At 62.5% G+C, this 25,165-nt stretch carries 26 protein-coding genes; 14 read left to right on the top strand and 12 right to left on the bottom strand.

Features of this window, described 5'->3' with window-relative positions:
• Positions 1-21 precede the first annotated feature (21 nt).
• The 10 genes from IGS61_RS00465 to IGS61_RS00420 all read right to left on the bottom strand — a co-directional run bounded on the left by IGS61_RS00465 (position 22) and on the right by IGS61_RS00420 (position 6,768).
• A complete protein-coding gene (locus IGS61_RS00465; protein WP_230537531.1) occupies positions 22-666 on the bottom strand; it encodes a CatA-like O-acetyltransferase in 645 nt (214 codons plus the stop codon).
• A 37-nt stretch (positions 667-703) separates the two neighbouring features.
• The gene (locus IGS61_RS00460; protein WP_230537530.1) at positions 704-904 is read right to left on the bottom strand and encodes a DUF6714 family protein; all 201 of its coding nucleotides are present in this window, start codon (positions 902-904) and stop codon (positions 704-706) included.
• Positions 905-921: 17 nt separating this feature from the next.
• Complete coding sequence (locus tag IGS61_RS00455; RefSeq protein WP_230537529.1) at positions 922-1,248, bottom strand: hypothetical protein; 327 nt, start codon at positions 1,246-1,248, stop codon at positions 922-924.
• An 81-nt stretch (positions 1,249-1,329) separates the two neighbouring features.
• On the bottom strand, positions 1,330-2,202 hold the full coding sequence (locus IGS61_RS00450; RefSeq protein WP_230537528.1) for a hypothetical protein: 873 nt from the start codon (positions 2,200-2,202) through the stop codon (positions 1,330-1,332).
• Positions 2,203-2,341: 139 nt separating this feature from the next.
• A complete protein-coding gene (locus tag IGS61_RS00445) occupies positions 2,342-2,737 on the bottom strand; it encodes a DUF5071 domain-containing protein (RefSeq protein WP_230537527.1) in 396 nt (131 codons plus the stop codon).
• A 13-nt stretch (positions 2,738-2,750) separates the two neighbouring features.
• Positions 2,751-3,971 (bottom strand): MFS transporter, encoded by a 1,221-nt coding sequence (locus tag IGS61_RS00440; RefSeq protein WP_230537526.1) that lies wholly within the window; start codon positions 3,969-3,971, stop codon positions 2,751-2,753.
• Positions 3,972-4,105: 134 nt separating this feature from the next.
• Complete coding sequence (locus IGS61_RS00435; protein WP_230537525.1) at positions 4,106-4,393, bottom strand: pentapeptide MXKDX repeat protein; 288 nt, start codon at positions 4,391-4,393, stop codon at positions 4,106-4,108.
• A gap of 191 nt (positions 4,394-4,584) precedes the next feature.
• The gene (locus IGS61_RS00430; RefSeq protein ID WP_442908011.1) at positions 4,585-5,361 is read right to left on the bottom strand and encodes a molybdopterin-dependent oxidoreductase; all 777 of its coding nucleotides are present in this window, start codon (positions 5,359-5,361) and stop codon (positions 4,585-4,587) included.
• A gap of 4 nt (positions 5,362-5,365) precedes the next feature.
• Positions 5,366-5,962, bottom strand: a complete 597-nt coding sequence (locus IGS61_RS00425; RefSeq protein WP_230537523.1) for a cytochrome b/b6 domain-containing protein — start codon at positions 5,960-5,962, stop codon at positions 5,366-5,368.
• Positions 5,962-6,768 (bottom strand): DUF1223 domain-containing protein, encoded by an 807-nt coding sequence (locus IGS61_RS00420; RefSeq protein ID WP_230537522.1) that lies wholly within the window; start codon positions 6,766-6,768, stop codon positions 5,962-5,964. Before IGS61_RS00420 ends, IGS61_RS00425 begins: the two co-directional genes overlap by 1 nt.
• Before the next feature lie 144 nt (positions 6,769-6,912).
• Here IGS61_RS00420 and IGS61_RS00415 point away from each other — a divergent pair, with 144 nt between their 5' ends.
• The 12 genes from IGS61_RS00415 to IGS61_RS00360 all read left to right on the top strand — a co-directional run bounded on the left by IGS61_RS00415 (position 6,913) and on the right by IGS61_RS00360 (position 19,934).
• Positions 6,913-7,497, top strand: a complete 585-nt coding sequence (locus tag IGS61_RS00415) for a sigma-70 family RNA polymerase sigma factor (RefSeq protein ID WP_230537521.1) — start codon at positions 6,913-6,915, stop codon at positions 7,495-7,497.
• Positions 7,494-8,141 (top strand): NrsF family protein, encoded by a 648-nt coding sequence (locus IGS61_RS00410; RefSeq protein ID WP_230537520.1) that lies wholly within the window; start codon positions 7,494-7,496, stop codon positions 8,139-8,141. The genes IGS61_RS00415 and IGS61_RS00410 overlap by 4 nt, the downstream gene beginning before the upstream one ends.
• A 119-nt stretch (positions 8,142-8,260) precedes the next feature.
• Complete coding sequence (locus IGS61_RS00405) at positions 8,261-9,769, top strand: DUF4331 domain-containing protein (protein ID WP_230537519.1); 1,509 nt, start codon at positions 8,261-8,263, stop codon at positions 9,767-9,769.
• Positions 9,770-9,787: 18 nt separating this feature from the next.
• Positions 9,788-10,048, top strand: a complete 261-nt coding sequence (locus IGS61_RS00400) for a hypothetical protein (RefSeq protein WP_230537518.1) — start codon at positions 9,788-9,790, stop codon at positions 10,046-10,048.
• A gap of 65 nt (positions 10,049-10,113) precedes the next feature.
• On the top strand, positions 10,114-11,325 hold the full coding sequence (locus tag IGS61_RS00395) for a hypothetical protein (RefSeq protein ID WP_230537517.1): 1,212 nt from the start codon (positions 10,114-10,116) through the stop codon (positions 11,323-11,325).
• Entirely contained in the window at positions 11,322-12,443 is a 1,122-nt protein-coding gene (locus IGS61_RS00390) for a HupE/UreJ family protein (protein ID WP_230537516.1), read from the top strand. The genes IGS61_RS00395 and IGS61_RS00390 overlap by 4 nt, the downstream gene beginning before the upstream one ends.
• Before the next feature lie 129 nt (positions 12,444-12,572).
• Positions 12,573-13,082 carry a sigma-70 family RNA polymerase sigma factor gene (locus tag IGS61_RS00385; RefSeq protein WP_230537515.1) on the top strand — a complete coding sequence of 170 codons (510 nt, stop codon included), beginning with the start codon at positions 12,573-12,575 and terminating at the stop codon, positions 13,080-13,082.
• Entirely contained in the window at positions 13,079-14,077 is a 999-nt protein-coding gene (locus tag IGS61_RS00380) for a FecR domain-containing protein (protein ID WP_230537514.1), read from the top strand. Before IGS61_RS00385 ends, IGS61_RS00380 begins: the two co-directional genes overlap by 4 nt.
• 93 nt (positions 14,078-14,170) lie before the next feature.
• On the top strand, positions 14,171-16,633 hold the full coding sequence (locus tag IGS61_RS00375; protein ID WP_230537513.1) for a TonB-dependent siderophore receptor: 2,463 nt from the start codon (positions 14,171-14,173) through the stop codon (positions 16,631-16,633).
• Positions 16,633-17,835: a PepSY-associated TM helix domain-containing protein gene (locus IGS61_RS00370; RefSeq protein ID WP_230537512.1), complete on the top strand. Its 1,203-nt coding sequence runs from the start codon at positions 16,633-16,635 to the stop codon at positions 17,833-17,835. Before IGS61_RS00375 ends, IGS61_RS00370 begins: the two co-directional genes overlap by 1 nt.
• Positions 17,836-17,927: 92 nt before the next feature.
• Positions 17,928-18,779, top strand: coding sequence for an aldo/keto reductase (locus IGS61_RS00365; RefSeq protein ID WP_230537511.1), 852 nt, complete (start codon positions 17,928-17,930; stop codon positions 18,777-18,779).
• A gap of 12 nt (positions 18,780-18,791) precedes the next feature.
• Positions 18,792-19,934, top strand: a complete 1,143-nt coding sequence (locus IGS61_RS00360) for an aldo/keto reductase (protein ID WP_230537510.1) — start codon at positions 18,792-18,794, stop codon at positions 19,932-19,934.
• Here the strand turns inward: IGS61_RS00360 and IGS61_RS00355 are convergent.
• Complete coding sequence (locus IGS61_RS00355; protein WP_230537509.1) at positions 19,918-20,463, bottom strand: RNA 2'-phosphotransferase; 546 nt, start codon at positions 20,461-20,463, stop codon at positions 19,918-19,920. The genes IGS61_RS00360 and IGS61_RS00355 overlap by 17 nt on opposite strands.
• Positions 20,464-21,013: 550 nt before the next feature.
• Here IGS61_RS00355 and IGS61_RS00350 point away from each other — a divergent pair.
• Entirely contained in the window at positions 21,014-21,970 is a 957-nt protein-coding gene (locus tag IGS61_RS00350) for a retron St85 family effector protein (protein ID WP_230537508.1), read from the top strand.
• The gene (locus tag IGS61_RS00345) at positions 21,967-22,920 is read left to right on the top strand and encodes a retron St85 family RNA-directed DNA polymerase (protein ID WP_230537507.1); all 954 of its coding nucleotides are present in this window, start codon (positions 21,967-21,969) and stop codon (positions 22,918-22,920) included. Before IGS61_RS00350 ends, IGS61_RS00345 begins: the two co-directional genes overlap by 4 nt.
• Positions 22,921-23,011: 91 nt before the next feature.
• Here the strand turns inward: IGS61_RS00345 and IGS61_RS00340 are convergent, their stop codons facing one another.
• Positions 23,012-25,087 carry a TonB-dependent receptor gene (locus tag IGS61_RS00340; RefSeq protein WP_230537506.1) on the bottom strand — a complete coding sequence of 692 codons (2,076 nt, stop codon included), beginning with the start codon at positions 25,085-25,087 and terminating at the stop codon, positions 23,012-23,014.
• Between the last annotated feature and the right edge of the window lie 78 nt (positions 25,088-25,165).

The following is a 25,165-nucleotide window of genomic DNA, read 5'->3' as shown; positions in this document are numbered from 1 at the left end:
ATCGAAGGACAGGCCGCAACGCTAGGCTGTAATGATGGCGTCGATGCGCCGCGCCAGCGCCTGCGCCAGCTTCTGCACGTGGTAGCCGTCGACGAAGCCGTGGTGGGCCTGCGCGGAAAACGGCACCAGCATGCGGCCGTCGTCCTGCGCGGGACCGAACTTGCCCCAGGTAAATGTCGGAATGTCGGCATCGCGGTGGCGGCAGATCGGGTGTTCGATGGCCCGCATGTCCAGCCACGGCAGGCAGGTGATGTAGATGTTGTCGCGCCGTTCGCGCTCGCTCAATTCCTCGCCCGTGTTGATCAGCGCGGGGCTGGCTTCGGCAAGGCGCTTGGCCTCCAGGCTGCGCGCGATGAATACATCGAGCTGGTCTGTCATGCTAAAACGCGTGTAATTGAGATTGTCGTCGCCGTTGATGACGGTGTAGGATGCGGGAAAGTTGTCTATCCGGATCACCTCATCCCGGTAGATGCGGTACATGAAATTGTCGATGTCCTTGACCGTGTTCAGGAGGCAAAACAGGAAGAAGTGGAACACGGGCATCTGCTGCGCCTTGCACCAGGGCCGGAAATCCGGCACGTCGAGCATGAAGTTGATGTTGACGAGGGGATTCTCGAACGCCCGGAACAAATCGTAGCGGTCGCGCCGCTTTGCAAAATTTTTCATGCGGCGAGTGTAGACGATGAGAGTGCTGGCGGGCAAGTCATGCCGTATCCGCTTGCCAGTAAGTTGCCAGGCTTTCATGGGCGGCATAGGCATGCATACCGTCGTCCAGCTGCGCCACGAACGCCAGAAAGCGCACGATGGCGGCCCTTTGATCCCCATCAAGCGCGGCGTATTGCGCAAGGGCATAGGCGCGCCGCGCCAGGTTCTTTTCAGGCGGACAGAGCGACGACACGGTCATGCCCGCATCGTCCCCTGTTATTCGTCACTGCTACTTGACGGCTTGGCGCGCAGATCCAGAAATACATGCCCCAGGATTTTTCTGCCGTGGATATCGACGATAACCGTCAGATAAGTATCATCGCGGGGAACGGGAATGCCGATATGTTGAAACTTTCCATCTGACGATTCATAAATATGGGCGACCTGCCAATCCCAATCCGCGGCGTCGCCAAAATCATTCCCGATGAGCAGATCGGCATATGCCCAAAGATCGACGACTTCCCTGACATTTTCAGTCACCTTCAGCATAGGCGCATGAAACGTTTTTTGGTATTCGTCATTCGACAGTAAATGTGTTTTCATTTTTTATCTGCATTTGGCCGCCGGCCGGGATAGCGCGGTCGCCAGCCTCCCCGTATCGGGAGGCATATTTGCGCCGGAATGTTACCAGGCCTGATTCATCTCGTCGTCCAGCATATTGGCAAACAGGTCGAAACTCAGGATACCCGTGCCGATGCACGAAAACACCGTGGTGCCCGCCGCATCCTTGATCGTCAGTTTCTCGGTCCAGTCATTCTGATTCATGCACTTCAGGCTGGCGCCAGGCCAGGTGACGCCGTCCACATGCAAGCCCTGCGCCGACAAGGCCAGTTCCTGTGTCTTGACATTCAGGAAATTGCCGAACAAGCGCTTCTTGTACACGTCGCCACTGCTGATATAGCGGAAAGTCACGCGTTCGCCGTCCGCCAGCTTTTGCTTCAAGACGGGCATGCGGTATTGCAGATAACGGGAACGAAACGCGTCCATGAATTCGTCAAAGCGCTTGAGTTCCCCGGTAGCCCATATCCATGGCTGGTCGGCGCCCGTGCGGTAGGCAAGGTTATTGATCATGCCCGTCATAGCGGTGGAGCCGCCGGCAAACAGATACAGATCCTCGATATCGGCAAAGGCAGCGTAGCTGCGAATACCGTCCAATTCATGCACCACACCGTCTTCATGCAATTCAAAACGGCTTTTTCGCCGCTTGAGCATCACCGCGCGCATGACCAGCACCAGCACGGCGAGCAGCAATAGAAAAGCCGCCGTGCCATAAAGAATAGTCAAATTACTGTGCGTACCCAGCTTGGCGCCACTGCGCAAGGTCATGGCCTGCGTATCAGTCAGTGTCTTCTGGGGCAAGGTCGTGCTCAGGTACAAGACAAAACCTGCCACTGCCGCCAGGATCGCTGCAAACACCGCAAACAGCATAGGCACCGTCTTGCCATGAAAATACACGGCGAGTGCTTTATTGGTTTGCGGGATACTAAAATTGCCCATGTAATCTTCCTGTTAAATGATAAGAGGGTTTCAAAACCCGGATGCCGACATATATTCGGGCCGGATTGTCGCCTATCTATTGCAGGAATGGCCACACGCACGCACATTCAATACTGATGTACTCCAATAATGACCCTGATTATTGGCCGGCCACCGTGATTATCTGGCATTGCAGAATGTCCCGGGCCGCCTCGGCCACGCCTTCTTCCAGCTCGGCAGCCGTTGGCGCCAGGGCGAAGCGCTGCAATTCCCCGTCCACGGCGGCAGCCAGTCCGGAGGAATGGCGCACGATGCCCAGCAGAACAATGTACTTCCACTGTTCATCGTCGCTGGCCAGCACCGTTCTGATATGGGGAGCCAGGCGCGGACCGATGCCGGCCAGAAAAGGCAGGAGGATGGCCGCCACGGGCCAGTTTGCGTCCTGCACCCACTCGAGGATCTGCGGCATGGCGGGACGCAGTTCTTCCCAGCGCAAGGCCGTCAGGGCTTGCGCGTTCCGCGTATCGTGTTTATCGCGCGGCAATGGCAGACTCATGCGAAGCGTCCCGTCATACGGCGCCACCGTGCGCCAGGCCCCGCTGCACTTTCCACGCCAGCGGCAAGGTCAGCAGCAGTACCGCCGCCAGCACCGTCAGGGCCGTGGGCACGCTGGTATGGTCGCCCAGCGCGCCGAACAGCACGGGCGCCAGCGCCCCGCCGCCGATGGTGCCCGTGTAGAACAGGGCGAACGCATGCTCGCGCTTGCCCGGTTCGGCCAGTTCCGGCACCACGCCGTACAGCACGGACGAGGTGCCGTTCAGCGCCAGCCCCAGCAGGGGCAGCATGGCCATGACGCCGGCCAGCGGTAGCCACAGGGCCGCGACGATGAGCAGCGAAGTCATCGATTCCGTCAGCCACACGGTTTTCATCATGCCGATGCGCGCGCCGAGGTAGCCGCACAGCAACTTGCCGAAGGCGCCGCCCACGAACAGCAGCGATAAGGCCACGCCGATGCCGGCCGTGCCCGCGCCCTTGCTTTTCAGCAAGAATGGCAAGAAGGTGAGAAATCCCATGCGCACGGCGCTGTCCAGGGTGCCCGTGGCCAGCAGCGCGCGAAAACTCCCTTTCGAACCGCTGCCGGCGATGGTCTTGCCCGCCTTTTTCGTCCCCGCCTGCAGTTCGCCGGGTTTCGGCAGCAGCCACCACAGCAAGCCGGCGGCCGCCAGGCCAAGCAATCCCAGCAGGGAAACGCCGGTCTGCCAGCTGCACACGAGCAGCAGCAAGCCCATCAGGGCGGGAATCAGGGTCTTGCCGATATCGCCGGCGAAATTGTATTGCGACAAGGCCTCCTTCACGCCGCCGCCCGCCTCGTGCGTGTCGGTGACGATGGACGAGGCCAGCGGATGCTGCGTGCTGGCGCCCAGGCCGCCCAGCAGCAAGGCGATCAGCAGCACGGCCAGGCCGCCCGCCTGCCCCGCGACCAGGTAGGCGGCGCCGGCCAGCGCCGTGCCGCCCACCAGCATGCGTTCGCGCCCCCAGCGCTTCGCCAGCCGGCTGGCCAGCAGCTGGAAACCGGCCATCATGCCCGAATACGAGCCGCGCAAGAGGCCCACCATGGCATAGCTGATGGCAAACTGCGCCTGCCAGATGGGCAGCAGCACATAGATCACATCCGTCAAGCCGTCATGCACGGCATGCGCGCTGCAGGCGGCAAACAGCGAGCGGCGGCGGATCGATTTATCGGAGGAAGGTGCTTCGGGGGACAACGTGGCAACGGACGGTTCGGTCATGACTGTGCATGCGGGAAATCAGGAGGCATCCAGCTTACACCAATTAGCAACTTCGCATCCTGAGCCAGCATGGGTGAACGCTGGAAAACGCGCGCGGCCTGGCGCCATCGCATTGACGGCGCCAGGCCCCTGCACTACTTGCCCATCGCATCCTTGGCCATGCCATCCTTTTTCATCTCATCCTTCTTCATGCCGTCCTTCGCCATCGCATCTTTCGCCATGCCATCCTTGGCCATGTGATCCTTTTTCATGTGTTTCTTGGCCATCGGCTTGTGCATGCCGTCCTTGCCCATCGCATCCTTGTGCATGGCGTCGGCCGAGGCGTCCTTGGCCATGGCGTCTTTCTTCATGGCATCCTGGGCAAACGCGGCGCCCGACAGGAGGATGGCGGAAGCGATGATGGCGGTAATGGTGTTTTTCATGATATGTCCTTGTCTCAGTGTTGGATGGGCGAGATTGCCCGGTGGTAAAACTATTGCTGTGCTACAGGGTGCTGCTTGCTGCCGAATAGAAGGGAGGCCGGGAGGTGGTCAGGGCCAGGCGCATTGCCGCAGGCAGTACGACTAGTACGACAAGGCAATGCAACGCCGCCCTGGCCGGCTCCCCGGCCTTCCTAGGAGCCGCCGAACCAGTTGTAGCCCTGATTCTCCCAATACCCTCCCGGGTAGGTATTCGTGACGAAAATGGCCTGGATGTGCTTGGGGTTCTTGTAGCCCAGCTTGGTCGGCATGCGCAATTTCATCGGGTAGCCGTATTTCGGCGGCAATTCCTGGCCGTCGTAGGTCAAAGCCATGATGGTTTGCGGATGCAGGGCCGTGGCCATGTCGATGCTCGTGAAATAATCGTCGGCACATTTGAAGCCGACGTATCTGGCCGTCGTGTCGGCGCCGACCCGCTTCAGGAAATGGGAAAACGGCACGCCGCCCCACTTGCCGATGGCGCTCCAGCCTTCCACGCAGATGTGGCGCGTCACCTGCGTTTCTTGCGGCAGGGCGCGCAGCTGCGGCAGGGTCCACGGCTTCTTGTCGGCGATCAAGCCGCTCAGTTCCAGGCGCCAGGCGTCGCCATCGACCTGTTCCACCTCATCCTCGCCGTAATACGCGTTGAAGGGAAACGGCCGCGTAATCATGGAGTCCGGATACGTGGGCGCCAGTTTATTCGGATCGAACAGCCAGCCCTGCACCCGGTCGTTGAAGCGCGACACGGCCGTCAAGGCCGTCTCGATGCTGGATGGGTCGCTGGCGTTGCAACCCGTCAGCAAGGACAGGCCGCCCAGGGTCAGGCTGCGCTGCAAAAACAGGCGGCGCGACGGCTGTTTGATCTGGCGCAAGGCGTCGGCCAGCATGGCCTGGCCCTGCGCTTGCACGAGGATGGTTTTTTTCATGCTCATCTCCTTAGCGGCCGCGCAGCATGGCGACCAGGGTACGCGGCACCAGCGCCACCATCAGCAGGTGCACGCCGACAAAGCCCGTCAGCAGCGCCATGGCGATGAAGTGGACCCTGCGCGCGCTCTCGTAGCCGCCCAGCAGCTCGCGCAAGATGGGAAACTGCACGGATTTCCACAGCACCAGGCCGGACAGCACCAGCACGATGCAATCAAACATGACGAACAGGTAGGCGGCCCGCTGCACCATGTTGTAGCGGCGCGGATCCGCATGGGCCAGCTTGCCCTGCAGCGCGGCGATGAAATCGGCCAGCAGCGCTCGCGGCGACAGGGGAAAGAACTGGCGCCGCAGCCGTCCCGAGACGATGTTAATCACCAGATACAGCAAGCCATTGCCCACCAGCAGCCACATGGCGGCGAAATGCCATTGCAGGGCGCCGCCCAGCCAGCCGCCCAGGGTCAGCGCGCGCGGCAGTTCGAACGGGAAGAATGGCGCCGCGTTGTAGATGCGCCAGCCGCTGGTGGCCAGCACCACCACGGCCACGGCGTTGAGCCAGTGCGTCAGGCGCAGCCAGGCAGGGTGGATCACGTTCATTTGCCCGTTCATCACAGTGCTCCCTTCGCGCACGATGCCGTGCTGACGGCTTGCAGGATGGCGTTGCTGTCGGCCCGCTGCACGAAAGCGACGACTTGCAGGTTTTCCGGGCGCCAGCTGGCGGGCAAGTGCACTTCGCGGCGCAGCCGGGCGTGGCCTTGCGCCAACGCAACCGGCCCCAGCCACAAACGCACGGCCGCATCGTGCCGCAGGGTGGCGCCCCGGTTTTCGCCGCGCAGCACGGTCGAGACGATGGCGCTTTCGCTGATGGCCACATACAGCTGGCCGCCCGTGCGCGCGTCCGGCGCGCTGGCATTGGCTTCCAGCAATAATTTCCCACCCGGCCCCGGCGTGGCGGACAGGCCGATGGCGACGGGCGCAGCGGTCGCGTTGATGCGGCCGATGGCGGCCGCCAGCTGCGTATCCCAGCCGCGCAATTCCGTGCCGCCCACGAAAAACTGCGGCGTGTAGGCCACATGGCGCGGCTGGTGGCGCAGCAGTTCGGCCTGGCGCGCGTCGAATTGCGGCTGCGCCAGCGGGTCCGTCCAGCCGATCTGGTCCCAGTACGTGACGTGCAGGGCCAGCGGCACGATCAGGCTGGCCGCCCCCGCCTCCTTGCGCAAGGCGTTCAGGCGCCGGTCGGCGGGCGGACAGCTGGAGCAGCCTTCGCTGCTGTACAGTTCCACCAGCGCCGCCGTCCGCGCACCGCTGTTGACTTCGCAGCGCTGGCCGGCCGCCAGTTGCGCGTACGCAGGTGCCGTCGCGGCCCACAGGCAGAGCGGAACGAGGCTGGCGGCAAGGCGGTGCTTGATGTACATGATGACTACCCGTTATAGTGAATGAAGAAACGTGAATGAAGAAACGTGCTTGCCTGTCAATTCGCCGCGCTGGACGGATTGGTTACAGCCGCCAGCAAATAATTCGATATTTATTTTTTTCAACGCCTGTCACCAAAGGCCCGCATGCAACGAATACCTGTCAGTAAGCAGTTGCATGGCGCGGAATTGCGGCTGCATGGCTTGATGCTGCGCGGGCTCGATGGCGATGCGGCGGCGTATCGCAGTTTCTTGCAGGCAACCAGCGCCCATTTGCGCGCCTTCTTGCGGCGCCGCCTGCAGCGCTGGCCGGACGAGGTGGAAGACCTGGTGCAGGAATGTTTATTAGCCATCCACAACCAGCGCTTGACGTATGACACGGGCGTGCCGCTGACGTCGTGGATCCATGCGATCGCGCGCTACAAATTGATCGACTGGCTGCGGCGGCACGGGCGGCGCGAGGCGCAGCACCAGCCGTATGACGAGGAAGACGATGCGCAGCAACTGTTTTCCAGCGCCGATGCCGAGGCGGCCGAGGCCAGCCGCGACCTGGGCAAGCTGCTGGCCACCTTGCCGGCGCAGCAGCGCGACGCCATCGTGCATACCAAGCTCGACGGCTGGTCCGTGCGCGACACGGCGGCCGCCATGGACATTTCGGAAGCCAGCGTCAAGGTGGCCGTGCATCGCGGCTTGAAGGCACTGGCTGCAAACTTGAGGATAAGCGCACCATGAAAACCGATGACTTGATCGCCATGCTGGCCAGCGGCCCCGACGTGGCCGCCGCAGCGCCGCCCGGCACCCGCTGGCGCGCAGCAAGCACCCTGGGCGCCGGCCTGCTGGCCAGCGTGGCCCTGATGGCCATGCTGCTGGGCGTGCGACCCAACCTGGAACAGCTGGCCCAGCTGCCCGACTTCTGGATCAAGGTGGGCTTCGTCGTGTGCCTGTGCCTGGCGGCCTGGCACGTCAGCCGCCGCCTGTGCCTGCCGGGAGCACAGACGCGCGCCCTGCCCCTGCTGGTCGCCATGCCCCTGCTGCTGATGTGGGCGCTGGGCGTGCTCATCCTGCAGGAAGCCCCGCCCGAACAGCGCGCCGAACTGTTCTGGGGAGCCACCTGGCGCAGCTGCCCCCTGCTGATCGCCATGCTGTCGCTGCCCATCCTGGCTGCCGTGCTGCGCCTGATGCGCCAGCTGGCGCCCACGCGGCTGCGCCTGGCGGGTGCCGCCGCCGGTTTTGCCGCGGGCGGCCTGGCCGCCCTCGTCTACTGCCTGCACTGTCCGGAACTGGCCGCCAGCTTCGTCGGCTTCTGGTACGTGCTGGGCATGCTGGTGCCCACGGCCATCGGCGCGGCCATCGGCCCGAAAGTGCTGGCCTGGTAAGCCAATGACATCCTTTTCGAAGCAGTGAATCCGTTTTCTTCTCCCGTGCGTATAAACCAGGCAGCCTGCAGTTTCTTGGACTTGCCTGTCAACGCAAACACAAAATCGGGAGAATCGAAATGTCTTTGTCACACTCGAAAACCGCACTGGGCGCCGCACTCCTGGGCAACCTGCTCGCCGTTTCCTTCACTTTGGCCCTCGCGCCAGCCGCCCATGCTTCCAGCCACCGCGAAGCGCCGTTCATCACGCAAAATCCGAAAGTCGACGGCACCGACTTTTACATGTTCCGCAGCTATGAAACGGGCCGCGGCGCCTACACCACCTTGGTGGCCGACTACCTTCCCCTGCAAGACGCCTATGGCGGCCCGAATTACTTCACCATGGACCCCAACGCCTTGTACGAAATCCACATCGACAACAATGGTGACGGCAAGGAAGACCTCACCTTCCAGTTCCGCTTCACCAACACCATCAAGGATGACAAGTTCACCGTAGGCGGCAAGAAAGTCTCGATTCCGCTCGTCATCAACGGCGGCGCCATCGATTCCGTCAACCCGCCGGGCCTGAACGTGCGCGAAACCTACACCGTGACGGTGGTGCGGGGCGACCGCCGCACGGGCACGCGCAGCGCCGTCACCAATGCCAGCGGCGGCGGCAGCGTGTTCGACAAGCCCGTCGACAATATCGGCAACAAGTCCATCCCCAACTATGCCGCGTATGCCGCGCAGCACGTCTACACGGTCAACATCCCCGGCTGCGCCGCGCCGGCACGCCTGTTCGTCGGCCAGCGCAAGGACCCGTTCGTGGTGAACCTGGGCGAAACGTTTGACTTGATTAACATCAAGGCGCCCGCCACGGAATTTGCCGCGAATGCGGAGTCCGCTGCCAGGGACGACCTGGCGCGCAAGAACGTCACGGCCCTCGAAATGGAAGTGCCGACCGCCTGCCTGACGGCTGGTAGCGACCCCGTTATCGGCGGCTGGACCACGGCCAGCCTGCGCCAGGGACGCTTGCTGAACCCGGCACCGGGCGCCATTCCGGCATCGAAGGAAGGCGGCGCGTGGGTGCAAGTGTCGCGGCTGGGCATGCCGCTGGTAAATGAAGTGGTGATCGGCCTGAAGGACAAGGACCGCTTCAACGCCAGCAAGCCGTCGGGCGATGCGCAATTTGCCGACTACGTGAAAAATCCCACCGTGCCGGCCCTGGTGGAGGTGCTGTTCGGCTCGGCAGGCGCGAAGGCGCCCACCAACTTCCCCCGCAACGACCTCGTGGCCGCCTTCTTGACGGGCATCAAGGGCGTGAACCAGCCCGCGACGGTCGTCGCCTCTGAAATGCTGCGCCTGAACACCTCGATCGCGCCCACCACCGCGGGATCGCAAAAACGCCTGGGCGTGATCGATGGCGACAGCGCGGGCTTCCCGAACGGCCGCCGTCCCGGCGACGACGTGGTCGACGTGGTGCTGCGCGTGGCCATGGGCAAGCTGTGCACCCTGAACATCGGCTGCGCTCCGGCCGACGCGCCCGCTGGCGGCCTGCACTTCACGGACGGCGCCTTCCTCGATGAAACCTACTTCACGGCAGGCTTCCCCTACCTGAAAAACCCCATCGCCGGTTCGCCGCAGATGTAAGCCAACGAGGAGAATGCGATGAAAAAGCTCCATGCACTCGGCGCCCTGGCGCTCACGGCCCTGCTGGCAGGCTGCGGTGGCGGCGGCAGCAGCCACGGCGGCGATAACGGCGGTGATAACGGCAGCGGCGGCACCACGCCGCCGCCCGTGACCATGCTCGACGCCTTCTATACAGCCGTCAGCAACGTCATCGCGAACACCGGCGATGACAAGGAAGGCGTCGCCACCGACGCCATCATGGCGACGTCACCGGAAGACACAGAAGCGGTGCCGCTGTAGCCCCTGCGGGCGCCGGGGAGTCCGCTCTCCGGTGCCCGCATCAATGACTGTTGATGGCCTCCACCATGAAAACACCGATTTCCCTGCTGTGCGCCTGCCTGCCCCTGCTGGCCTGGGCCGCGCCCTACACGCCGAAAGACGGCGGCGCCGTCATCGAACAATTGCCGCGCCGCGCCGACGCCACGCAGAGCGAGCTGCGCGGCCTGCGCCAGCAATTGAATGCCGCCCCGCAAGACCTGGTGCTGGCAACCGGCCTGGCGCAGCGCTACATTGCCCTGGCGCGCAGCGAAACGGACCCGCGCTACCTGGGCTACGCGCAAGCGGCGCTGGCGCCCTGGTGGCGGCAGGCGGCGCCTCCCGTTCCCGTGCGCCTGCTGCGCGCCACCATCTTGCAAAGCACCCACCATTTCGGTCTCGCCCTGCAAGATCTCGACGCCGTCATCGGGCAGCAGCCGCACAACGCCCAGGCCTGGCTGACGCGCGCCACCGTGCTCACGGTGCAGGGCGACTACCCACAGGCGACAGCGGCCTGCGCCCGCCTGTCGGCGCTTTCCACACAGCTGGTCACCGTCACCTGTATTGCCAATATCGCCAGCGTCACGGGCCGGGCCGCCGGCAGCGAGCGCTTGCTGGACCTGACCCTGCAGCGCAGCGCCGGCGCGGCGCCCGAGCTGGAAAGCTGGGCCGCCACCCTGCTGGCGGAAATGGCCACGCGGCGCGGCGAGTCAGCGCTGGCCGAAGCCCGCTACAAGGCGGCGCTGGCGCGCCAGCCGCGCGACAGCTACCTGCTGGGCGCCTACGCCGACTTCCTGCTGGACCGGCAGCGTCCGCAGGACGTCGTCAAATTATTGCAAGACCAGCAACGCATCGATGCCCTGCTGCTGCGCTACGCGCTGGCCCTGCAATCGCTGCCCGGCCGCCAAGCGCCATTCGAGGCGGCGAAGGCGGAGCTGTCGGCCCGCTTCACCGCCGCCATGCAGCGGGGCGATACCGTGCACCAGCGCGAGCAAGCCCGTTTTGCCCTGTTTCTGCAACAGGATGTGCCGTCCGCCCTGCGGCTGGCGCAGCAGAACTGGGCCATCCAGAAGGAGGTGCCCGACATGCGCATCCTGCTCGAAGCGGCCCTGGCCGCGCGCGACTACGCGACGGCACAGCCTGTGCTGGCCTGGATCGCCGCCAACGGCGTGGAAGACGTGGCCCTGCAGCGGCTTGCCAGGCAGCTGGGGCCGCAGGGCGGGCAAAAAGTCAGTTTTATCAAGAAAGCGGGTGTGCTGTGAAGCGCTGCCTGTTCATCCTGCTCCTGTGCGCCTGGCTGGCCCCCGCGCAGGCGCACAAGCCCAGCGACAGCTACCTGAGCCTGGCCGTGCACGGCCAGCGGGTCGAGGGGCAATGGGATATCGCCCTGCGCGACCTCGATTTCGCCATCGGCCTCGATGGCAATGGCGACGGCGCGCTGACCTGGGATGAAATCCGCGCCCGCCACGCGGCCATTGCCGCCTACGCGCTGCAGCGCCTGCAGCTGGCCAGCGGCCAGGGCGCCTGCCCCTTGCAAGCCGCCGAACAGCTGATCGACCATCATACGGACGGCGCCTACAACGTGCTGCGCTTCCGGGCCACTTGCCCGGGCGGCGCCGCGCCGGCCAGTGTGACCATCGGCTACACCCTGTTCGCCGACCTCGACCCGCAGCACAAGGGGCTGCTCAAGATCGATAGCGGCGGCACGACGCAAACGGCCATCTTCGACCCGGATCGCCCGCGCCAGACGATTTCCCTGGCCGCGCCCGATCGGCTGGCGCAGTTCGGTGCGTATGTGAAACACGGCATCTGGCATATCTGGATCGGCTACGACCATATCCTGTTTTTGCTGTCGCTGCTGCTGCCGGCCGTGCTGCTGCCGGGCTTGCGCGAACAGCGGCACGGCCTGAATGCGGCGTTTATCGACGTGCTGAAAGTCGTCACGGCGTTCACGCTCGCCCATTCCATCACCCTGAGCCTGGCCAGCCTGTCCGTGGTGTCGCTGCCGTCGCGCTGGGTGGAGTCGGCGATTGCCGCTTCCGTCATTCTGGCGGCGCTGAACAACCTGCTGCCCCTGTTCCGCGGCAAGCGCCCCGTGGCCGCCTTCGCCTTCGGCCTGATCCACGGTTTCGGCTTTGCCAGCGTGCTGCGCGACCTGGGCTTGCCGCAAGGGTCGCTGCTGGCCAGCCTGCTGGGCTTCAACGTGGGCGTGGAAATCGGCCAGCTGGCCATCGTCGCCGCGTTTCTGCCCCTCGCCTGGCTGCTGCGCAAGACCTGGCTGTACCGGCAAGTACTGACCGTCGGCTCGCTGGCGATTGCGCTGGTGGCGTGCGTGTGGCTGGTGGAGCGGGTGGCCGATATCAAGCTGATTTCGGTCTGATGCCGGCTCGCTGGCGTTGCTGGCCCGCCACTGCCGGGCCACAAGTCGCGGCAATCGGGCTACAATACGAACAATTCTCAATCGCATCAAGGCCTGTCTGTCCTGTGGACCGTGGCATGGAAAGGTTGCATGCTACGCCCCGAACTGGAACTGCACCGGCAAATCGAAATCCTCTACAGCGACCACCATGGCTGGCTGCAGGGCTGGCTGCGCCGCAAGCTGGGCAACGTCTTCGATGCGGCCGACCTGGCGCACGACACGTATCTGCGCATCCTCGCGCGGGGCCGCGCGCCCGAATCCGGCGAATCGCGCCAGCATCTGGCGCAGATCGCCAACGGCCTGGTGGTGGACCTGTTCCGCCGCCGGCATATCGAAGCCGCCTACGCCGACGCCATCGCCGCGCAGCTGGAAGCGATCGTCCCGACGCCGGAAATGCGCGCGCTGATCGTCGAAGCGCTGCTGGAAATCGACGCCATCCTGGCCAGCCTGCCCACGAAAGTGCGCGACGCCTTCCTGCTGTGCAAGCTCGAAGGCATGGCCTACGCCGACATCGCCGCGCGCCTGGGCGTGTCCGTGTCGTCCGTAGAAAAATACATCGCCCGCGGCCTGCTGGCCTGCTGCGCGGCGCAATGCGCATGAGCCAGCAATTGGACGGCGCGCCCATCGCCCCCGCCGCGCTGCAACGCGCCGCCGAGTGGATGGCGCGGCTGTGGGCGGAAGACGCCAGCGCGGCCGACGCGGATGCCTGCGCCGCCTGGCGCGCCGCCCACCCCGAGCACGAGCGGGCCTGGGCCCGGCTGCAGCGCTTCTCCCGGCAATTCGACGCCCTGCCCCGCGAGGTGGCGCGCGGCGCGCTGGCGCCGGTTCAGCCCCGTACCACCGGCCGCCGGCGCGCCTTGCAGTTACTTGGTTTGATCGCGGCGGGCGGCGGCACGGCGCTGCTGGCACACGAAGCGGGCCTGTGGCAAAGCACGGGCATGAGCATGGGCAGCGATTACCGCACTGCCGTGGGCGAGACGCGCGCCATCGTGCTGGCCGACGGCACGCAGGTGGTGCTCGACACGGCCAGCGCCATCGACGTGCGCTACGGCGCCGGCGAACGGCGCATCGTGCTGCGCGCCGGCGCCATCCTCGTCACCAGCGCCCACGAACACGCGGCAGTCTACCGCCCGCTGCTGGTGGCAACGCCGCAGGGCACGGCCACGGCGCTCGGCACGCGCTTCTCCGTGCGCCTCGGCGATGGCGTCAGCCAGGTCGCCGTGTTCCAGGGCGCCGTGGCCCTGCAGCCTGCCCGCGCCGGGGCAAAATCCCTGCATCTGCAGGCGGGCCAGCGCGCCGGCTACACGCGCCTGGCCGTGCAAGAGGTAGCGAGCGTGGAAGACAGCGCCGCCGCCTGGGCACACGGCAGCCTGGTGGCCGAGCGCATGCGCCTCGATGACTTGCTGGCAGAGCTGGGGCGCTACCGCCACGGCGTGCTGCGCTGCGACGAGTCCATCGCCGGCCTGCGCGTGACGGGCGTATATTCGCTGCGCGACACGGACCGCTCGCTGGCCAACCTGGCTCTGAGCCTGCCCGTGCAATTGCGCTACCGCACGCGTTACTGGGTCAGCGTGGGCCCGCGCCCCGCTTCCTGAAAAAATAAAGTAAAAAAAGTTGAGGGTTTTGGCTTTTCGTTCGGAATACGGGAAGAACGAATTTTTTCCCGCCACTTTCCAAGGATTTGCACCATGCCCCCTCGCCTGACCGCTCCCGCCCCCAAGCTGCGCCCGTTTCCCCTCGCCGCCGCCATCCAGGCCCTGTTACTGGCAGGTACCGCCTTTGGCACCGTGGCCGTCACGGCCCCTGCCGCCCGCGCCCAGGCGCTTGAGAATGCGCAAGCCAAGCGCCAGTACGCGGTTCCCGCCGGCCCGCTGGAGCGGACCCTGACCGCGTTCGCCAGCGCGGCCGGCGTGGAACTGTCGGCCGATGCGGCGCTCTTGCAGGGCAAGCGCAGCGCCGGCCTGGCGGGCAGCTACACGGTGCGCCAGGGCTTCGAGGAACTGCTGCGCGGCCACGGCGTGCGCCTGGTGGCGGGCGCCAACGGCGCGTATGCGCTGCGGGCAGAGACAGCACCTGCAGCAGCCGGCGCCCAGGCCAGCGCCACCCTGCCCGCCATCACCATCCATGCCAGCAGCGAACGCGAAACGGCGACAGGCCCCGTGCGCGGCTATGTGGCGCGGCGCGCCGCCTCGGCCACCAAGACCGATACGGCGCTGAACGAGAACCCGCAATCCGTCTCGGTGGTCACGGCCGATGAAATCAGCGACCGCAATGCCGAATCGCTCGACGAAACCCTGCGCTACACGGCTGGCGTGACGCCGAACCAGCGCCCGCTGGGCAGCGACGATTCCTCGCTGCTGCGCGGCTTCACCATCGAGACGAACGGCATCCTGCAGGACGGCTTGCGCAATTCGGGCCGCACCTTTGGCGCCTCGATCGAGCCGTATGGCCTGGAACGCCTGGAAGTGCTGCGCGGCCCCGCGTCCGTGCTGTACGGGCAGATTCCGCCCGGCGGCATGGTCAACGCCGTCAGCAAGCGCCCCAGCGCGGATGCCGTGCGCGAGGTGGGGATTGAGTACGGCAGCTACCAGCGCCGCCAGCTGAAAGCCGACGTGGGCGGCGCCCTCGACGCGCCAGGCGCCTGGACGTACCGGGTCGTCATGCTGGGCCGCGAAGCCCATACGCGGCTGGAGCGCGACCGCGACAACCGGCTGTACTTCGCGCCTTCGCTCACCTGGCAGGCAGGCCCCGCCACGCGTCTGACCTTGCTGGCCCGCTACGAGCAGGACAACCAGCAGTACGCGTTTCCCAACCAGCTGCTGCAGCCTGGCCCACGCGGACAGGTCGCCCCCAGCGTCAACCTGATGGGCGACGATAACCGCTTCAAGCGCCGCAATACCATGCTGGGCTACGAATTCGAGCACAGCTTCAACGACACCTGGTCGCTGCGCCAGAACCTGCGCTATACGCGCCTGAACAACGACCGCACGGACATGTTTCCCCTGGGTCTGAATGACGATGGCACCGTGGAGCGCTATTTCATGCCCGTCGATACGGCGTCGAAAAGTCTGTTCGCCGACACCCAGCTGCAGGCGCGGTTTGCCGCCGGCGGCCTGGCGCACCAGGTGCTGCTGGGCGCCGATTACGCGAACATCCGCAACACGGACGAATACCGCCACCAGAAAGGCTTTATCGCGCCGCTCGACCTGTACCAGCCCGTGTACGGCAAGCAGCCGCTGGTGCCATCGAAGGCGCCGACGCGCGCCGATGCGCCGTCGCGCCAGCTGGGCCTGTATGCGCAGGATCAAATGAAATGGGACCGCTGGGTCGTGACGGCCGGCCTGCGCCGCGACAAGGCCACGCAGTCGCGCGACGTCACCGACCTCCACAGCGGCGCCGTCAAACCCGACTTCCACCAGTCGCCATCGGCCACCACAGGCCGCGTGGGCGCCGTCTACCTGTTCGATGGCGGCTGGGCGCCGTATGTCAGCTACGCCACTTCGTTTTCGCCCGAACTGGGCATCACGGCCACCGGCGACGCCCTGAAACCGTCGCGCGGCAAGCAGTTCGAAGCGGGCGTGCGCTATGAACCCGCGGGCCAGCGCGCCAGCTACACGGCGGCCGTCTTCGACCTGGTGCGCGACAACGTCACCACCTCCGACATCGGCAACCCGGGCCGGCTGCAGCAAACGGGCCAGGTGGGCTCGCGCGGCGTGGAACTGGAAGCGCGCACGGAGTTCGCCAGCCGCCTGAGCCTGATCGCGCAGTACACCTACCTCGACACGGAGGTCAGGAAGAGCAATAACGGCGACCTGGGCTTGCAGCAAGCGGGCGCGCCGCGCCACAGCGCCTCGGCCTGGGCCCGCCAAGCGTTCAACCTGGGCACGGCGCTGCCCGCGTATGCGGCGCTGGGCATGCGTTTTCTCGGCGCCATGCGCTCGAACTCCGACGGCGAGAACCTGAACATCCGCAATGGCGGCATCACGCAGTGGGATGCGGCGCTGGGCGTGTCGCGCGGACCGTGGCAGTTTGCCCTCAACGTCAACAATGTGCTCAACAAACAGACCCTGTATGACTGCGGCTACCTGCCCAACCTGTGCTACCGCAATGCCGAACGCACGGCCAACGTCAGCGCCATGTACCGGTTCTGATGCCATCGCTGCAAATACGGCCGGCATTGGCGGCGCTGCACCGCTATGCCGGCCTGCTGATGGCCGGCTTCCTCATCGTGGCTGGCGTCACGGGCAGCGCGCTCGCGTGGAAGGATGAACTGGAGGCGGCCCTGCTGCCCGCCGTCTTCCGCGGGGCGCCGCCAACGCCGGGCGCCGCACCGCTCGACGCCCTGCTGCTGCGCGAACGGGTCGCCGCGCGCTTCCCGCAGGCGCAGGTCAGCTACGCGCCGCTGTCGGCGCCAACAGGCCGCAGCATGGTGTTTTACCTGCGCCCGGGCGACGAATCACCGCTGGCCAGCGATGAAGTGTTCATCGATCCGTACACGGGCGCGCTACTGGGCCAGCGGAAATGGGGCGAGATCGGCCAGGGCGCCATCAACCTGCTGCCCTTCATCGAGCGCCTGCACTATGCACTGGCGCTGGGCGACACGGGCTTGCTGATTTTCGGCCTGATCGCCATCGTCTGGACCATCGACTGCTTCATCGGCGCCGCCCTCACCTTCCCCGCGCGCCTGAAAAAACGCTCGCCGGGCAGCAAACCGTGGCTGCTGCGCTGGCGCCCGTCTTGGCTGCTGCGCCGCCATGGCGGCAGCTATAAACTGGTGTTCGACCTGCACCGCGCGGGCGGCCTGTGGCTGTGGGCCATGCTGCTGGTCTTCGCCTGGAGCGGTGTCGCCTTCAATCTGTACGGCGCGTATGCGGCCGTGATGCATCCGCTATTTCCCCATCAGCCAGCCGAGGAAGTGGTGGCGCGGCACACGCCGTCGCCGGGGCCGCAGCTGGACTGGCCAGCGGCCCGCGCGCAGGGCCGCAGCCTGATGGCGCAGCTGGCGCGCAGCGGGCACTTTTCCATCCTCGAGGAAAACGCGCTGGCCTACGAGCGCGGACTGGGCGTCTACAGCTACAGCGTGCGCAGCAGCCGCGACGTGCGCGAACACAAGGGCCTGACCACCGTCTTCTTTGACGCGGCCAGCGGCCGGCAGCTGGCCGTCTGGCTGCCCACGGGCGAGGCCAGCGGCGACACGATCCGCAGCTGGATCAGCGCCCTGCACATGGCCTCCATGTGGGGCTGGCCCTTCAAACTGTTCATCTGCGCCATGGGGATGCTGGTGGCGGGTTTGAGCGTGACGGGGGTGCTGATCTGGCGGCGCAAGCGCCAGGGCAAGGCCAAGATTCATTAGCATGACTTATAAGACCATGCCGATTACAACGGCTTATCAACGGGTGGATGTCGCCGTAAAGTAGCTCCTGTCAATTACCGAAGGAGCCAGCCATGCATCGCGTCACCCTGAACAACGGCATCAGCATGCCCGTCGCCGGCTACGGCGTCTTCCAGATACCCGACCCGGCCGAGTGCGAACGCGCCGTGATCGACGCCATCGCCGCCGGCTACCGCCTGATCGATACGGCCGCCTCGTACATGAACGAAGCGGCCGTCGGCCAAGGCATCCGCCACAGCGGCGTGGCGCGCGAACAGCTGTTCGTCACCAGCAAGCTGTGGGTGCAGGACACGGGCTACGAGCGCACGCGCGACGCCATCGAGCAGTCGCTGCGGCGCCTGCGGCTCGATTACCTGGACTTGTTCCTCATCCACCAGCCATTCGGCGACGTGCACGGATCGTGGCGCGCCATGCAGGATGCGTATCGCGGCGGCAAGCTGCGCGCCATCGGCGTGAGCAATTTCCAGCCCGACCGCCTGATGGACATCATCGCCTTCAACGACATCGCGCCCGCCGTCAACCAGGTCGAAGTGAACCCTTTCCACCAGCAGGCCGACGGCGTGGCCTTCATGCTCGAGCATGGCGTGCAGCCGCAGGCGTGGGCGCCGTTCGCCGAAGGCCGCAACAAGCTGTTCACGAACGAGTTGCTGCTAGGCATCGCCGGCAAGCACGGCAAGTCCGTGGGCCAGGTCGTCCTGCGCTGGCTCACGCACCGGGGCATCGCCGTGCTGGCCAAGACCGTGCGCCGCGAGCGCATGGCGGAAAACCTGGCGATTGACGATTTCGACCTCGACGAAGCCGACATGGCTGCCATCGCCACCCTGGAAACGGGCGCCAGCAGCTTCTTTTCGCACCGCGATCCCGCCATCGTCAAGTGGATGGCCGAACGCAAGCTTGATATTTAAGGGAAAACACACATGCCAACAAAAGATACAAGCACGGGCCGCCGCGGTTTCCTGCTGGCGGCGGGCAGCCTGGCCGCCACGCCATTGATCAGCCAGGCGCAGGGCCAGGCGGTGCGCGCTACGGTGGAGGGCCGCCGCAAGCTGGGCACGCTGGAAGTGTCCAGCCTGGGCCTGGGCGTGCAAAACATGAGCCGCACCTACCAGACGACGGTGCCCAGCCGTCCCGAAATGCATAAAATTATCCGCACGGCCTACGAACGGGGCGTCACCCTGTTCGACGCGGCCGAGGCCTACGGCCCGCACGAGGTGGAGAGGATACTGGGCGAAGGCGTGGCGCCATTCCGCAATGACATCATCATCGCCACCAAATTCGGCTGGAATATCGACCAGCAGACGGGCGAGCGCCGTCCCGGCACCAACAGCCGCCCCGATCACGTCAAGCTGGTCGTCGACGGCATGCTCAAGCGCCTGCGCACGGATCGCATCGACTTGCTGTACCAGCACCGCGTGGACCCGCACGTGCCGATCGAGGACGTGGCCGGCGCCGTGCAGGACCTGATGCGCGAAGGCAAAGTGCTGCACTGGGGCCTGTCCGAGATGGGCGTCAATACTTTGCGGCGCGCCCATGCAGCCCTGCCCGTTTCCGCCGTGCAAAGCGAATACTCGATGCTGTGGCGCGGGCCGGAAGACGGCGTGCTGGCCCTGTGCGAAGAACTCGGTATCGGTTTCGTGCCGTGGAGCCCGCTGGGAGTGGGCTTCCTGGCGGGCGCGATCGACATCAAGACCCGCTTTGCCGAGGGCGACATCCGCCAGGTGGAATCGCGTTTTTCACCGGAAAACCTGCCGCACAACCTGGCGCTGGTGGCATTGGTAAAAAACTGGGCGGCGCGCAAGCAGGCGACACCGGCGCAGATCGCCCTCGCCTGGCTGCTGGCGCAGCGGCCGTGGATCGTGCCCATCCCCGGCACGACGCAGATGGCGCACCTGGAAGACAACCTGGGCGCGGCGGGCGTGCGTTTTACGGCGCCGGAGCTGGCCGAACTGAACCAGGCCGTCGCCGCCATCGCCATCCGGGGCGCGCGCCTGCCCGATGCCGTGCTGGCCTACTCGGGCGTGGAAGCCGCAGTGCGGCCTATCCTCAGGGGAAGCCGATAAACCCTGCCGGCACCACATCCGCCAGCCACACGCCGTTGTCCGACACATAAAACACGTGGTCCTGCGCCTGCATGGCGGCCGCATCCACCGTCAGCACGACGGGCTTGCCATGGCGCGCACCCACGGCCACGGCCGTTTCGAGGTTGCTGGACAGGTGCACGTGATTGCGCGCTCCGGGCAGCAGGCCTGCCGCGAGGATCGCCTCGACAAAGCGGCTGGCCGTGCCGTGGTACAGCATGGCGGGCGGCGTGGCGGGCGGCAGATCGATGTCGACGGCGGCCAGCGAGTGCCCCTGGTTGGCGCGGATGCGCAAGCCGTCGCCGCTGATGGCGTAGCGCGACTTGCTGTCGCGCGCCACCACGTCATCCAATTGTTCACGCGAAAGGCGGCGGCCATGCTGGGCCGCTTGCGCCAGCAACTGGCCGATGTCGGCCCAGCCCTGGGCATCGAGCGCGAGGCCGATTTTTTCAGGCGCATGGCGCAGTATGAGGGAAAGGAATTTACTGGTTTGTACTAGGTGATCTGTCATGCAATCTTATTCTTGTGAGCGCCCACGGCGAATAGCGCGGCCAACATGGGGGATTTTTAGTAAATTTTTCTTCTCGTTTCATTATTTTGAAAAATCGAAGCTGCCGACCCTAAAATATCATAAATCTCCCCTGCTCTTCAACAACCGACAAAGACTCACTATGCTTGGATATAGTTAACTATATCGCTAAGACAGCCAGAAAATAGTATGCAGTCTTTTACAGAGCATTTTAAGAATTTTTTTCTTCATTAATCTACAAGGCGACAACTCAACATCGCCACACACTGAATTTAACAAAGAGCAACGCGACAGGAAAATTAAAAATAAAACTTGACTTGCAGATCGGTTTAGCATGAAAATAAAGATGTTCTTTACGCGAATAAAATTGCCGACATTCATCATCGTTTGCAATTTAGTCGGGCGATTAGCCAGACTCTATTTTATTGCTTGGACTTGAGCCGCAGCGACAATTTGCGGCCCTACGTTCGGCGAGCTCTCTCCAGTCCGCAAATTGTCGCTGCGGCTGTTCTAGGTAAAGAACCCTTATTTCATGTCAGAGCAAAATTCAGATCCTCGTCAAATATTTTTAAGTAAGATAAATGTCGACTCACTTCGAGTCGACTTTAACGAAACACATGTTGTTCTTCTTTGTGGCGGAATTGTAAAATATAAAGAACGAGAAGGTGATGACGAACCACCCATTCTCTCGCTCAGGCACGCCATCACCCACGCAAATCCAGACTATGAAACGTATCGGCCAGAGGATATTACTGACTGGCACTCATACGGAATATTTCAAAATCTTATGAGCTTTGAAGAAGACTTAGCCGGAATATGCTCTTTAGTAGCCATCATATTAGAAAGTCCAGGCTCCATTGCCGAGTTAGGTGCTTTCTCGCAACTCCCAGAATTAAGCAAAAAAATAATTGCAATAAAGTCACGTGATTTTGAAACCACGAAAGATATCAAGTCTTTTATAAATCTAGGAATACTGAAATTTCTAAAAGACAATAGCGAAAATTGCGTTAGAAATTATCCTTGGGCACTATCAAACCCGGCAACTATTACCGAACAAGTTGTGAACGATGTGATTGACGACATTCAGGCAGACTTGGATAACATCCCCAAACATCCAGTCTTCAAAAAAAGCCTTAACTCGCATATAGCCGTATTAATATGCGAATTGATAAATTTATTTACAGCCATAAAAGAAACTGAAATATCTGAATATTTGGAATTTTTCGGAATTAATTTGGGCAGGGATGCCATTCGTCGAAAATTATTTTTGCTTGAGAAATTCAGATTAATAAAAAAGGAGACATATAGTGATTCAACCTTTTTTTTGATTGGCAAGTTCAAATATCACGGCCTCAGAATTTCCCTAAAAGATTCAGTTCATGACGCATTGAGGACTCAAGTGGAATGTTTGGAATTTTATAAATCCGATAAGAAACAACGCAATCGTGCTAGAGCGATACAGCAGGCAGCCTCCGGGTTACAAAAATGATAGACAATCTTTCTGGCTTAATCCACCTATCACTTGGAATTTCTACAACTCAGTTAGATAGAATAATCCAACGATCCCCTTTTACTTATAAAATCTATACGATAAAAAAGAGAAGTGGTGGATATAGAACAATTGCACAGCCCGCAAAAGAAACAAAATTCATCCAAAACTGGCTTATTGAGAATATATTTTCCACCTTTCCAGTGCACGAGTGTGCATCTGCGTATAAAAATGGAGCCAGCATACTTAAAAATGCAGAATTGCATAAAAAAGGGGAATTTTTGTCAAAGTATGACTTTAAGGATTTTTTTTCCTCCATCAAAGTAAAAGATCTTGTTTTATTTTTCACCCATCAACTCGCTCATCGCTTTAGCAAACTTGATATTTTAAGAATGGCACAAATATCCTGCGTAAGGCATACCGAATTATCTGGACTATGCCTAAGTATTGGAGCCCCAAGCTCCCCAATATTATCAAATGCAATAATGTACGATTTTGATGCAAAAATATATGAATGGTGCAATAAGAATAATATTTCATATAGTAGATATGCTGACGATCTAACTTTCTCAACCAATGAACTTGGAAGATCTGATGAAATTACATCATTGGTTAATGCGGCCATTTTGGAAAATAAAATTGTAAAATTACAAATAAATAAAAAGAAAACTGTACACCTATCAAAGAAATATCAACGAAGAATAACTGGGCTAATAATAACAAATTCAAATATCGTTTCAATAGGAAGATCAAGGAAAAGAGAAATAAGCACCTTAATACATAAATTTTCCTTAAATATGCTCAGTGATGATGAAAAATATAGATTACAAGGACTCCTTGGCTTTTCGAAAAATATTGAACCACTCTTCATTGAACGGATGAATGTAAAATATGGAAAGGATTTAATTAATCAAATATTTAAAATAAGAAAATCAACCGATACTGCATGAAAGTTTTAATATATTAAATTTCAATAATTAATATATCGAGTTAATATTATTTATTTATCCATCTAATATCTATATAAAATATAAATCCTGTCTAGAATAGATACACCAAGGTCAAACGCGCGGAACGCGGTTCCACCGGATGAAAATGCCGGTCGTTCACCCCGTCCGCCCCCTCCCCGGGCAGGCGCGACGCATAGTAGTAATCGATGTCGCTGGCGCGCTTGTTGAACAGGTTGAACACGTCGAGCGACAGCCGCGTCTTGCGGTTGAGCTGGTAAGCGAGGCGCGCATACGCCAGCGTCGTCGAGGCGGAGCGCACGCTATTGTCCTCGATCAAGGGACGCGGGCCAAAATAGCGCAGCTGCAAGGCGCCCGACCACGGCCCCCGGTCCGTCACCGTCACGCCGAACGACGCCACCTTGCCGATCGCGCCGGGAATGAAGTTGCCGGCCGTATCGTTTTGCGTGTAGCGCGAGCGCGAGCGCGAGGCTGCCAGGTCCAGGTCGAATTGCAGCCACGGCGCGGCAACATAATGGTTGTTCCACTCGATGCCATGGCGGCGGCTGGCGCGGCTCGGCTGCGTCTCGCCCGCGTCGCCCACGAACAGCAGTTCCGACGCGAGATCGAGGCGCCACAGGGCCAGCGAGCTTTGCAGGCCCGGCAGCCATTCCGTGCGCGCGCCCAGTTCCATGCCCCTGGTCGGCACCAGGGGCGTGACGGGCGCGGAAGGCGTGCCATCGGGCAAGCGCGTCTGCGTCGTGCCCCGCGCATCGTTGCTATGGAAACCCTTGCCGTAGTTCACGAAAAATTCCGTCTGGCTCCAGGGACCGAGTATCAGGGACAGCTTGGGCGACACCACGTGGTCCTGCGCCGTACCGCTGTTGCCGGCTATGCTGCTGGCCACCTTGAAACGGTAGGCGTCATAGCGCAGGCCCGCCACGGAACGCAGCCAAGGCAGCCATTGTGTCGTGTTTTCGCCGTACAGGCCGATGCTGGCCTCGCGCACCTTGTCTTCGCGCACCGTGCTTTGCCGCACTCTGTCCACCGTGTTGTACAGGCCCACGGGCGACAGGCGGTCATGGCGCGCCTGCACGCCGAGCTTGTTGCGCATGGAAAACCCCGCCAGCTCGGTGGTCCAGCTTTCGCTGGCGTTCACGCCCGCCACCGTGCGGCGCTCGCTTTGCTGGAACTGGTCGCCCGTGGCCGGGTTGGCCAGGAAATACGTGAAATCGCTGTTGAGTTCCAGCTGCGAGCGGATCAGGTAGGCGTCCAGCTCGAACAAACGGTTTTCCGTGCGCCGGCGCATGGCGTACGACAGGCTGGCGCGCGACGTATCTCCCCCGTCGCTGGGCGCCAGACTGCCGAAGCGGCCGATCTGGCCGGACGCCACGGCGCGCAGCGGCACCTGGTCCGTGGCGTTCCAGCTGTTGCGATACGCCATGCCCGTCACGCTGACCCCGTCGTCCGGCGTGCCCTGGCTGTAGCGCAGCACGCCGCTGACCTTGCGCACGCGCTCCGGCACGTCCCACGGGCCGTTGTTGCGGTTCACTTCCAGGCCGTACAGCAGGGTGCCGGGGCCGGCAGCGACGGAATCGGCCACGACACCCCGCACATAGCCATGCTGGCCCACGGACACACTGGCCTGGCCTTGCGGCAATCTGTCGGCCAGGCGGATGCGCGCCGCGCCCGCCGAGGCGAAATCGCCTTCGCCGGCGAAATACGGCCCCTTCTTGTAGTCGATGCGCTGTACCAGCTCGGGAATGAGGAAATTGAGGTCGGAATAGCCTTGCCCATGCGCATGCGTGCGCATGTTGACGGGCATGCCGTCGACCCAGGTGGCGAAATCCGTGCCGTGGTCGAGGTTAAAGCCGCGCAGGAAATACTGGTTGGCCTTGCCGTCGCCGCTGTGCTGGGTGACGATGAGTCCTGGCACGAATTCCAGCAATTCGCCCGTGCGCAAGGCGGGCCGGTTGACGATCAGGTCCCGGGTGATGACACCCTGGCTGGCCGCGTCCGAGGTGCCGACGGCGTTGTCGTAATGGCCCGTCACGCGCACGGTGCGCGACGCATCCGTGGACGATGCGGCCTCCGGCGCAGCCGCCTTGCCGGCGCCGGCCAGCAGCAACAAGGCACAAGCTGCCATCTGTTTGCGTTTTATCAATTGCATCGCGCCTCCCCTTTTTATGATGTCAGTACAGGCTCCTACGGGATATATACGCGGCAGGCCGGCTGCCTGGATTCAGTC

It is taken from the genome of Janthinobacterium sp. FW305-129 (assembly GCF_020858115.1).
In the GTDB taxonomy this organism is placed as follows: domain Bacteria; phylum Pseudomonadota; class Gammaproteobacteria; order Burkholderiales; family Burkholderiaceae_D; genus Janthinobacterium.
The sequence above is the reverse complement of the archived record's forward strand: the minus strand, read 5'-3'. Positions and strand labels throughout refer to the sequence as shown.

Bases quoted from the DNA above. Each gene is read 5' to 3' on its own strand.
- IGS61_RS00465 (WP_230537531.1), bottom strand. From the start codon at position 666: ATGAAAAATTTTGCAAAGCGGCGCGACCGCTACGATTTGTTCCGGGCG.
- IGS61_RS00460 (WP_230537530.1), bottom strand. From the start codon at position 904: ATGACCGTGTCGTCGCTCTGTCCGCCTGAAAAGAACCTGGCGCGGCGC.
- IGS61_RS00455 (WP_230537529.1), bottom strand. From the start codon at position 1,248: ATGAAAACACATTTACTGTCGAATGACGAATACCAAAAAACGTTTCAT.
- IGS61_RS00450 (WP_230537528.1), bottom strand. From the start codon at position 2,202: ATGGGCAATTTTAGTATCCCGCAAACCAATAAAGCACTCGCCGTGTAT.
- IGS61_RS00445 (WP_230537527.1), bottom strand. From the start codon at position 2,737: ATGAGTCTGCCATTGCCGCGCGATAAACACGATACGCGGAACGCGCAA.
- IGS61_RS00440 (WP_230537526.1), bottom strand. From the start codon at position 3,971: ATGACCGAACCGTCCGTTGCCACGTTGTCCCCCGAAGCACCTTCCTCC.
- IGS61_RS00435 (WP_230537525.1), bottom strand. From the start codon at position 4,393: ATGAAAAACACCATTACCGCCATCATCGCTTCCGCCATCCTCCTGTCG.
- IGS61_RS00430 (WP_442908011.1), bottom strand. From the start codon at position 5,361: ATGAGCATGAAAAAAACCATCCTCGTGCAAGCGCAGGGCCAGGCCATG.
- IGS61_RS00425 (WP_230537523.1), bottom strand. From the start codon at position 5,962: ATGAACGGGCAAATGAACGTGATCCACCCTGCCTGGCTGCGCCTGACG.
- IGS61_RS00420 (WP_230537522.1), bottom strand. From the start codon at position 6,768: ATGTACATCAAGCACCGCCTTGCCGCCAGCCTCGTTCCGCTCTGCCTG.
- IGS61_RS00415 (WP_230537521.1), top strand. From the start codon at position 6,913: ATGCAACGAATACCTGTCAGTAAGCAGTTGCATGGCGCGGAATTGCGG.
- IGS61_RS00410 (WP_230537520.1), top strand. From the start codon at position 7,494: ATGAAAACCGATGACTTGATCGCCATGCTGGCCAGCGGCCCCGACGTG.
- IGS61_RS00405 (WP_230537519.1), top strand. From the start codon at position 8,261: ATGTCTTTGTCACACTCGAAAACCGCACTGGGCGCCGCACTCCTGGGC.
- IGS61_RS00400 (WP_230537518.1), top strand. From the start codon at position 9,788: ATGAAAAAGCTCCATGCACTCGGCGCCCTGGCGCTCACGGCCCTGCTG.
- IGS61_RS00395 (WP_230537517.1), top strand. From the start codon at position 10,114: ATGAAAACACCGATTTCCCTGCTGTGCGCCTGCCTGCCCCTGCTGGCC.
- IGS61_RS00385 (WP_230537515.1), top strand. From the start codon at position 12,573: ATGCTACGCCCCGAACTGGAACTGCACCGGCAAATCGAAATCCTCTAC.
- IGS61_RS00380 (WP_230537514.1), top strand. From the start codon at position 13,079: ATGAGCCAGCAATTGGACGGCGCGCCCATCGCCCCCGCCGCGCTGCAA.
- IGS61_RS00375 (WP_230537513.1), top strand. From the start codon at position 14,171: ATGCCCCCTCGCCTGACCGCTCCCGCCCCCAAGCTGCGCCCGTTTCCC.
- IGS61_RS00370 (WP_230537512.1), top strand. From the start codon at position 16,633: ATGCCATCGCTGCAAATACGGCCGGCATTGGCGGCGCTGCACCGCTAT.
- IGS61_RS00365 (WP_230537511.1), top strand. From the start codon at position 17,928: ATGCATCGCGTCACCCTGAACAACGGCATCAGCATGCCCGTCGCCGGC.
- IGS61_RS00360 (WP_230537510.1), top strand. From the start codon at position 18,792: ATGCCAACAAAAGATACAAGCACGGGCCGCCGCGGTTTCCTGCTGGCG.
- IGS61_RS00355 (WP_230537509.1), bottom strand. From the start codon at position 20,463: ATGACAGATCACCTAGTACAAACCAGTAAATTCCTTTCCCTCATACTG.
- IGS61_RS00350 (WP_230537508.1), top strand. From the start codon at position 21,014: ATGTCAGAGCAAAATTCAGATCCTCGTCAAATATTTTTAAGTAAGATA.
- IGS61_RS00345 (WP_230537507.1), top strand. From the start codon at position 21,967: ATGATAGACAATCTTTCTGGCTTAATCCACCTATCACTTGGAATTTCT.
- IGS61_RS00340 (WP_230537506.1), bottom strand. From the start codon at position 25,087: ATGCAATTGATAAAACGCAAACAGATGGCAGCTTGTGCCTTGTTGCTG.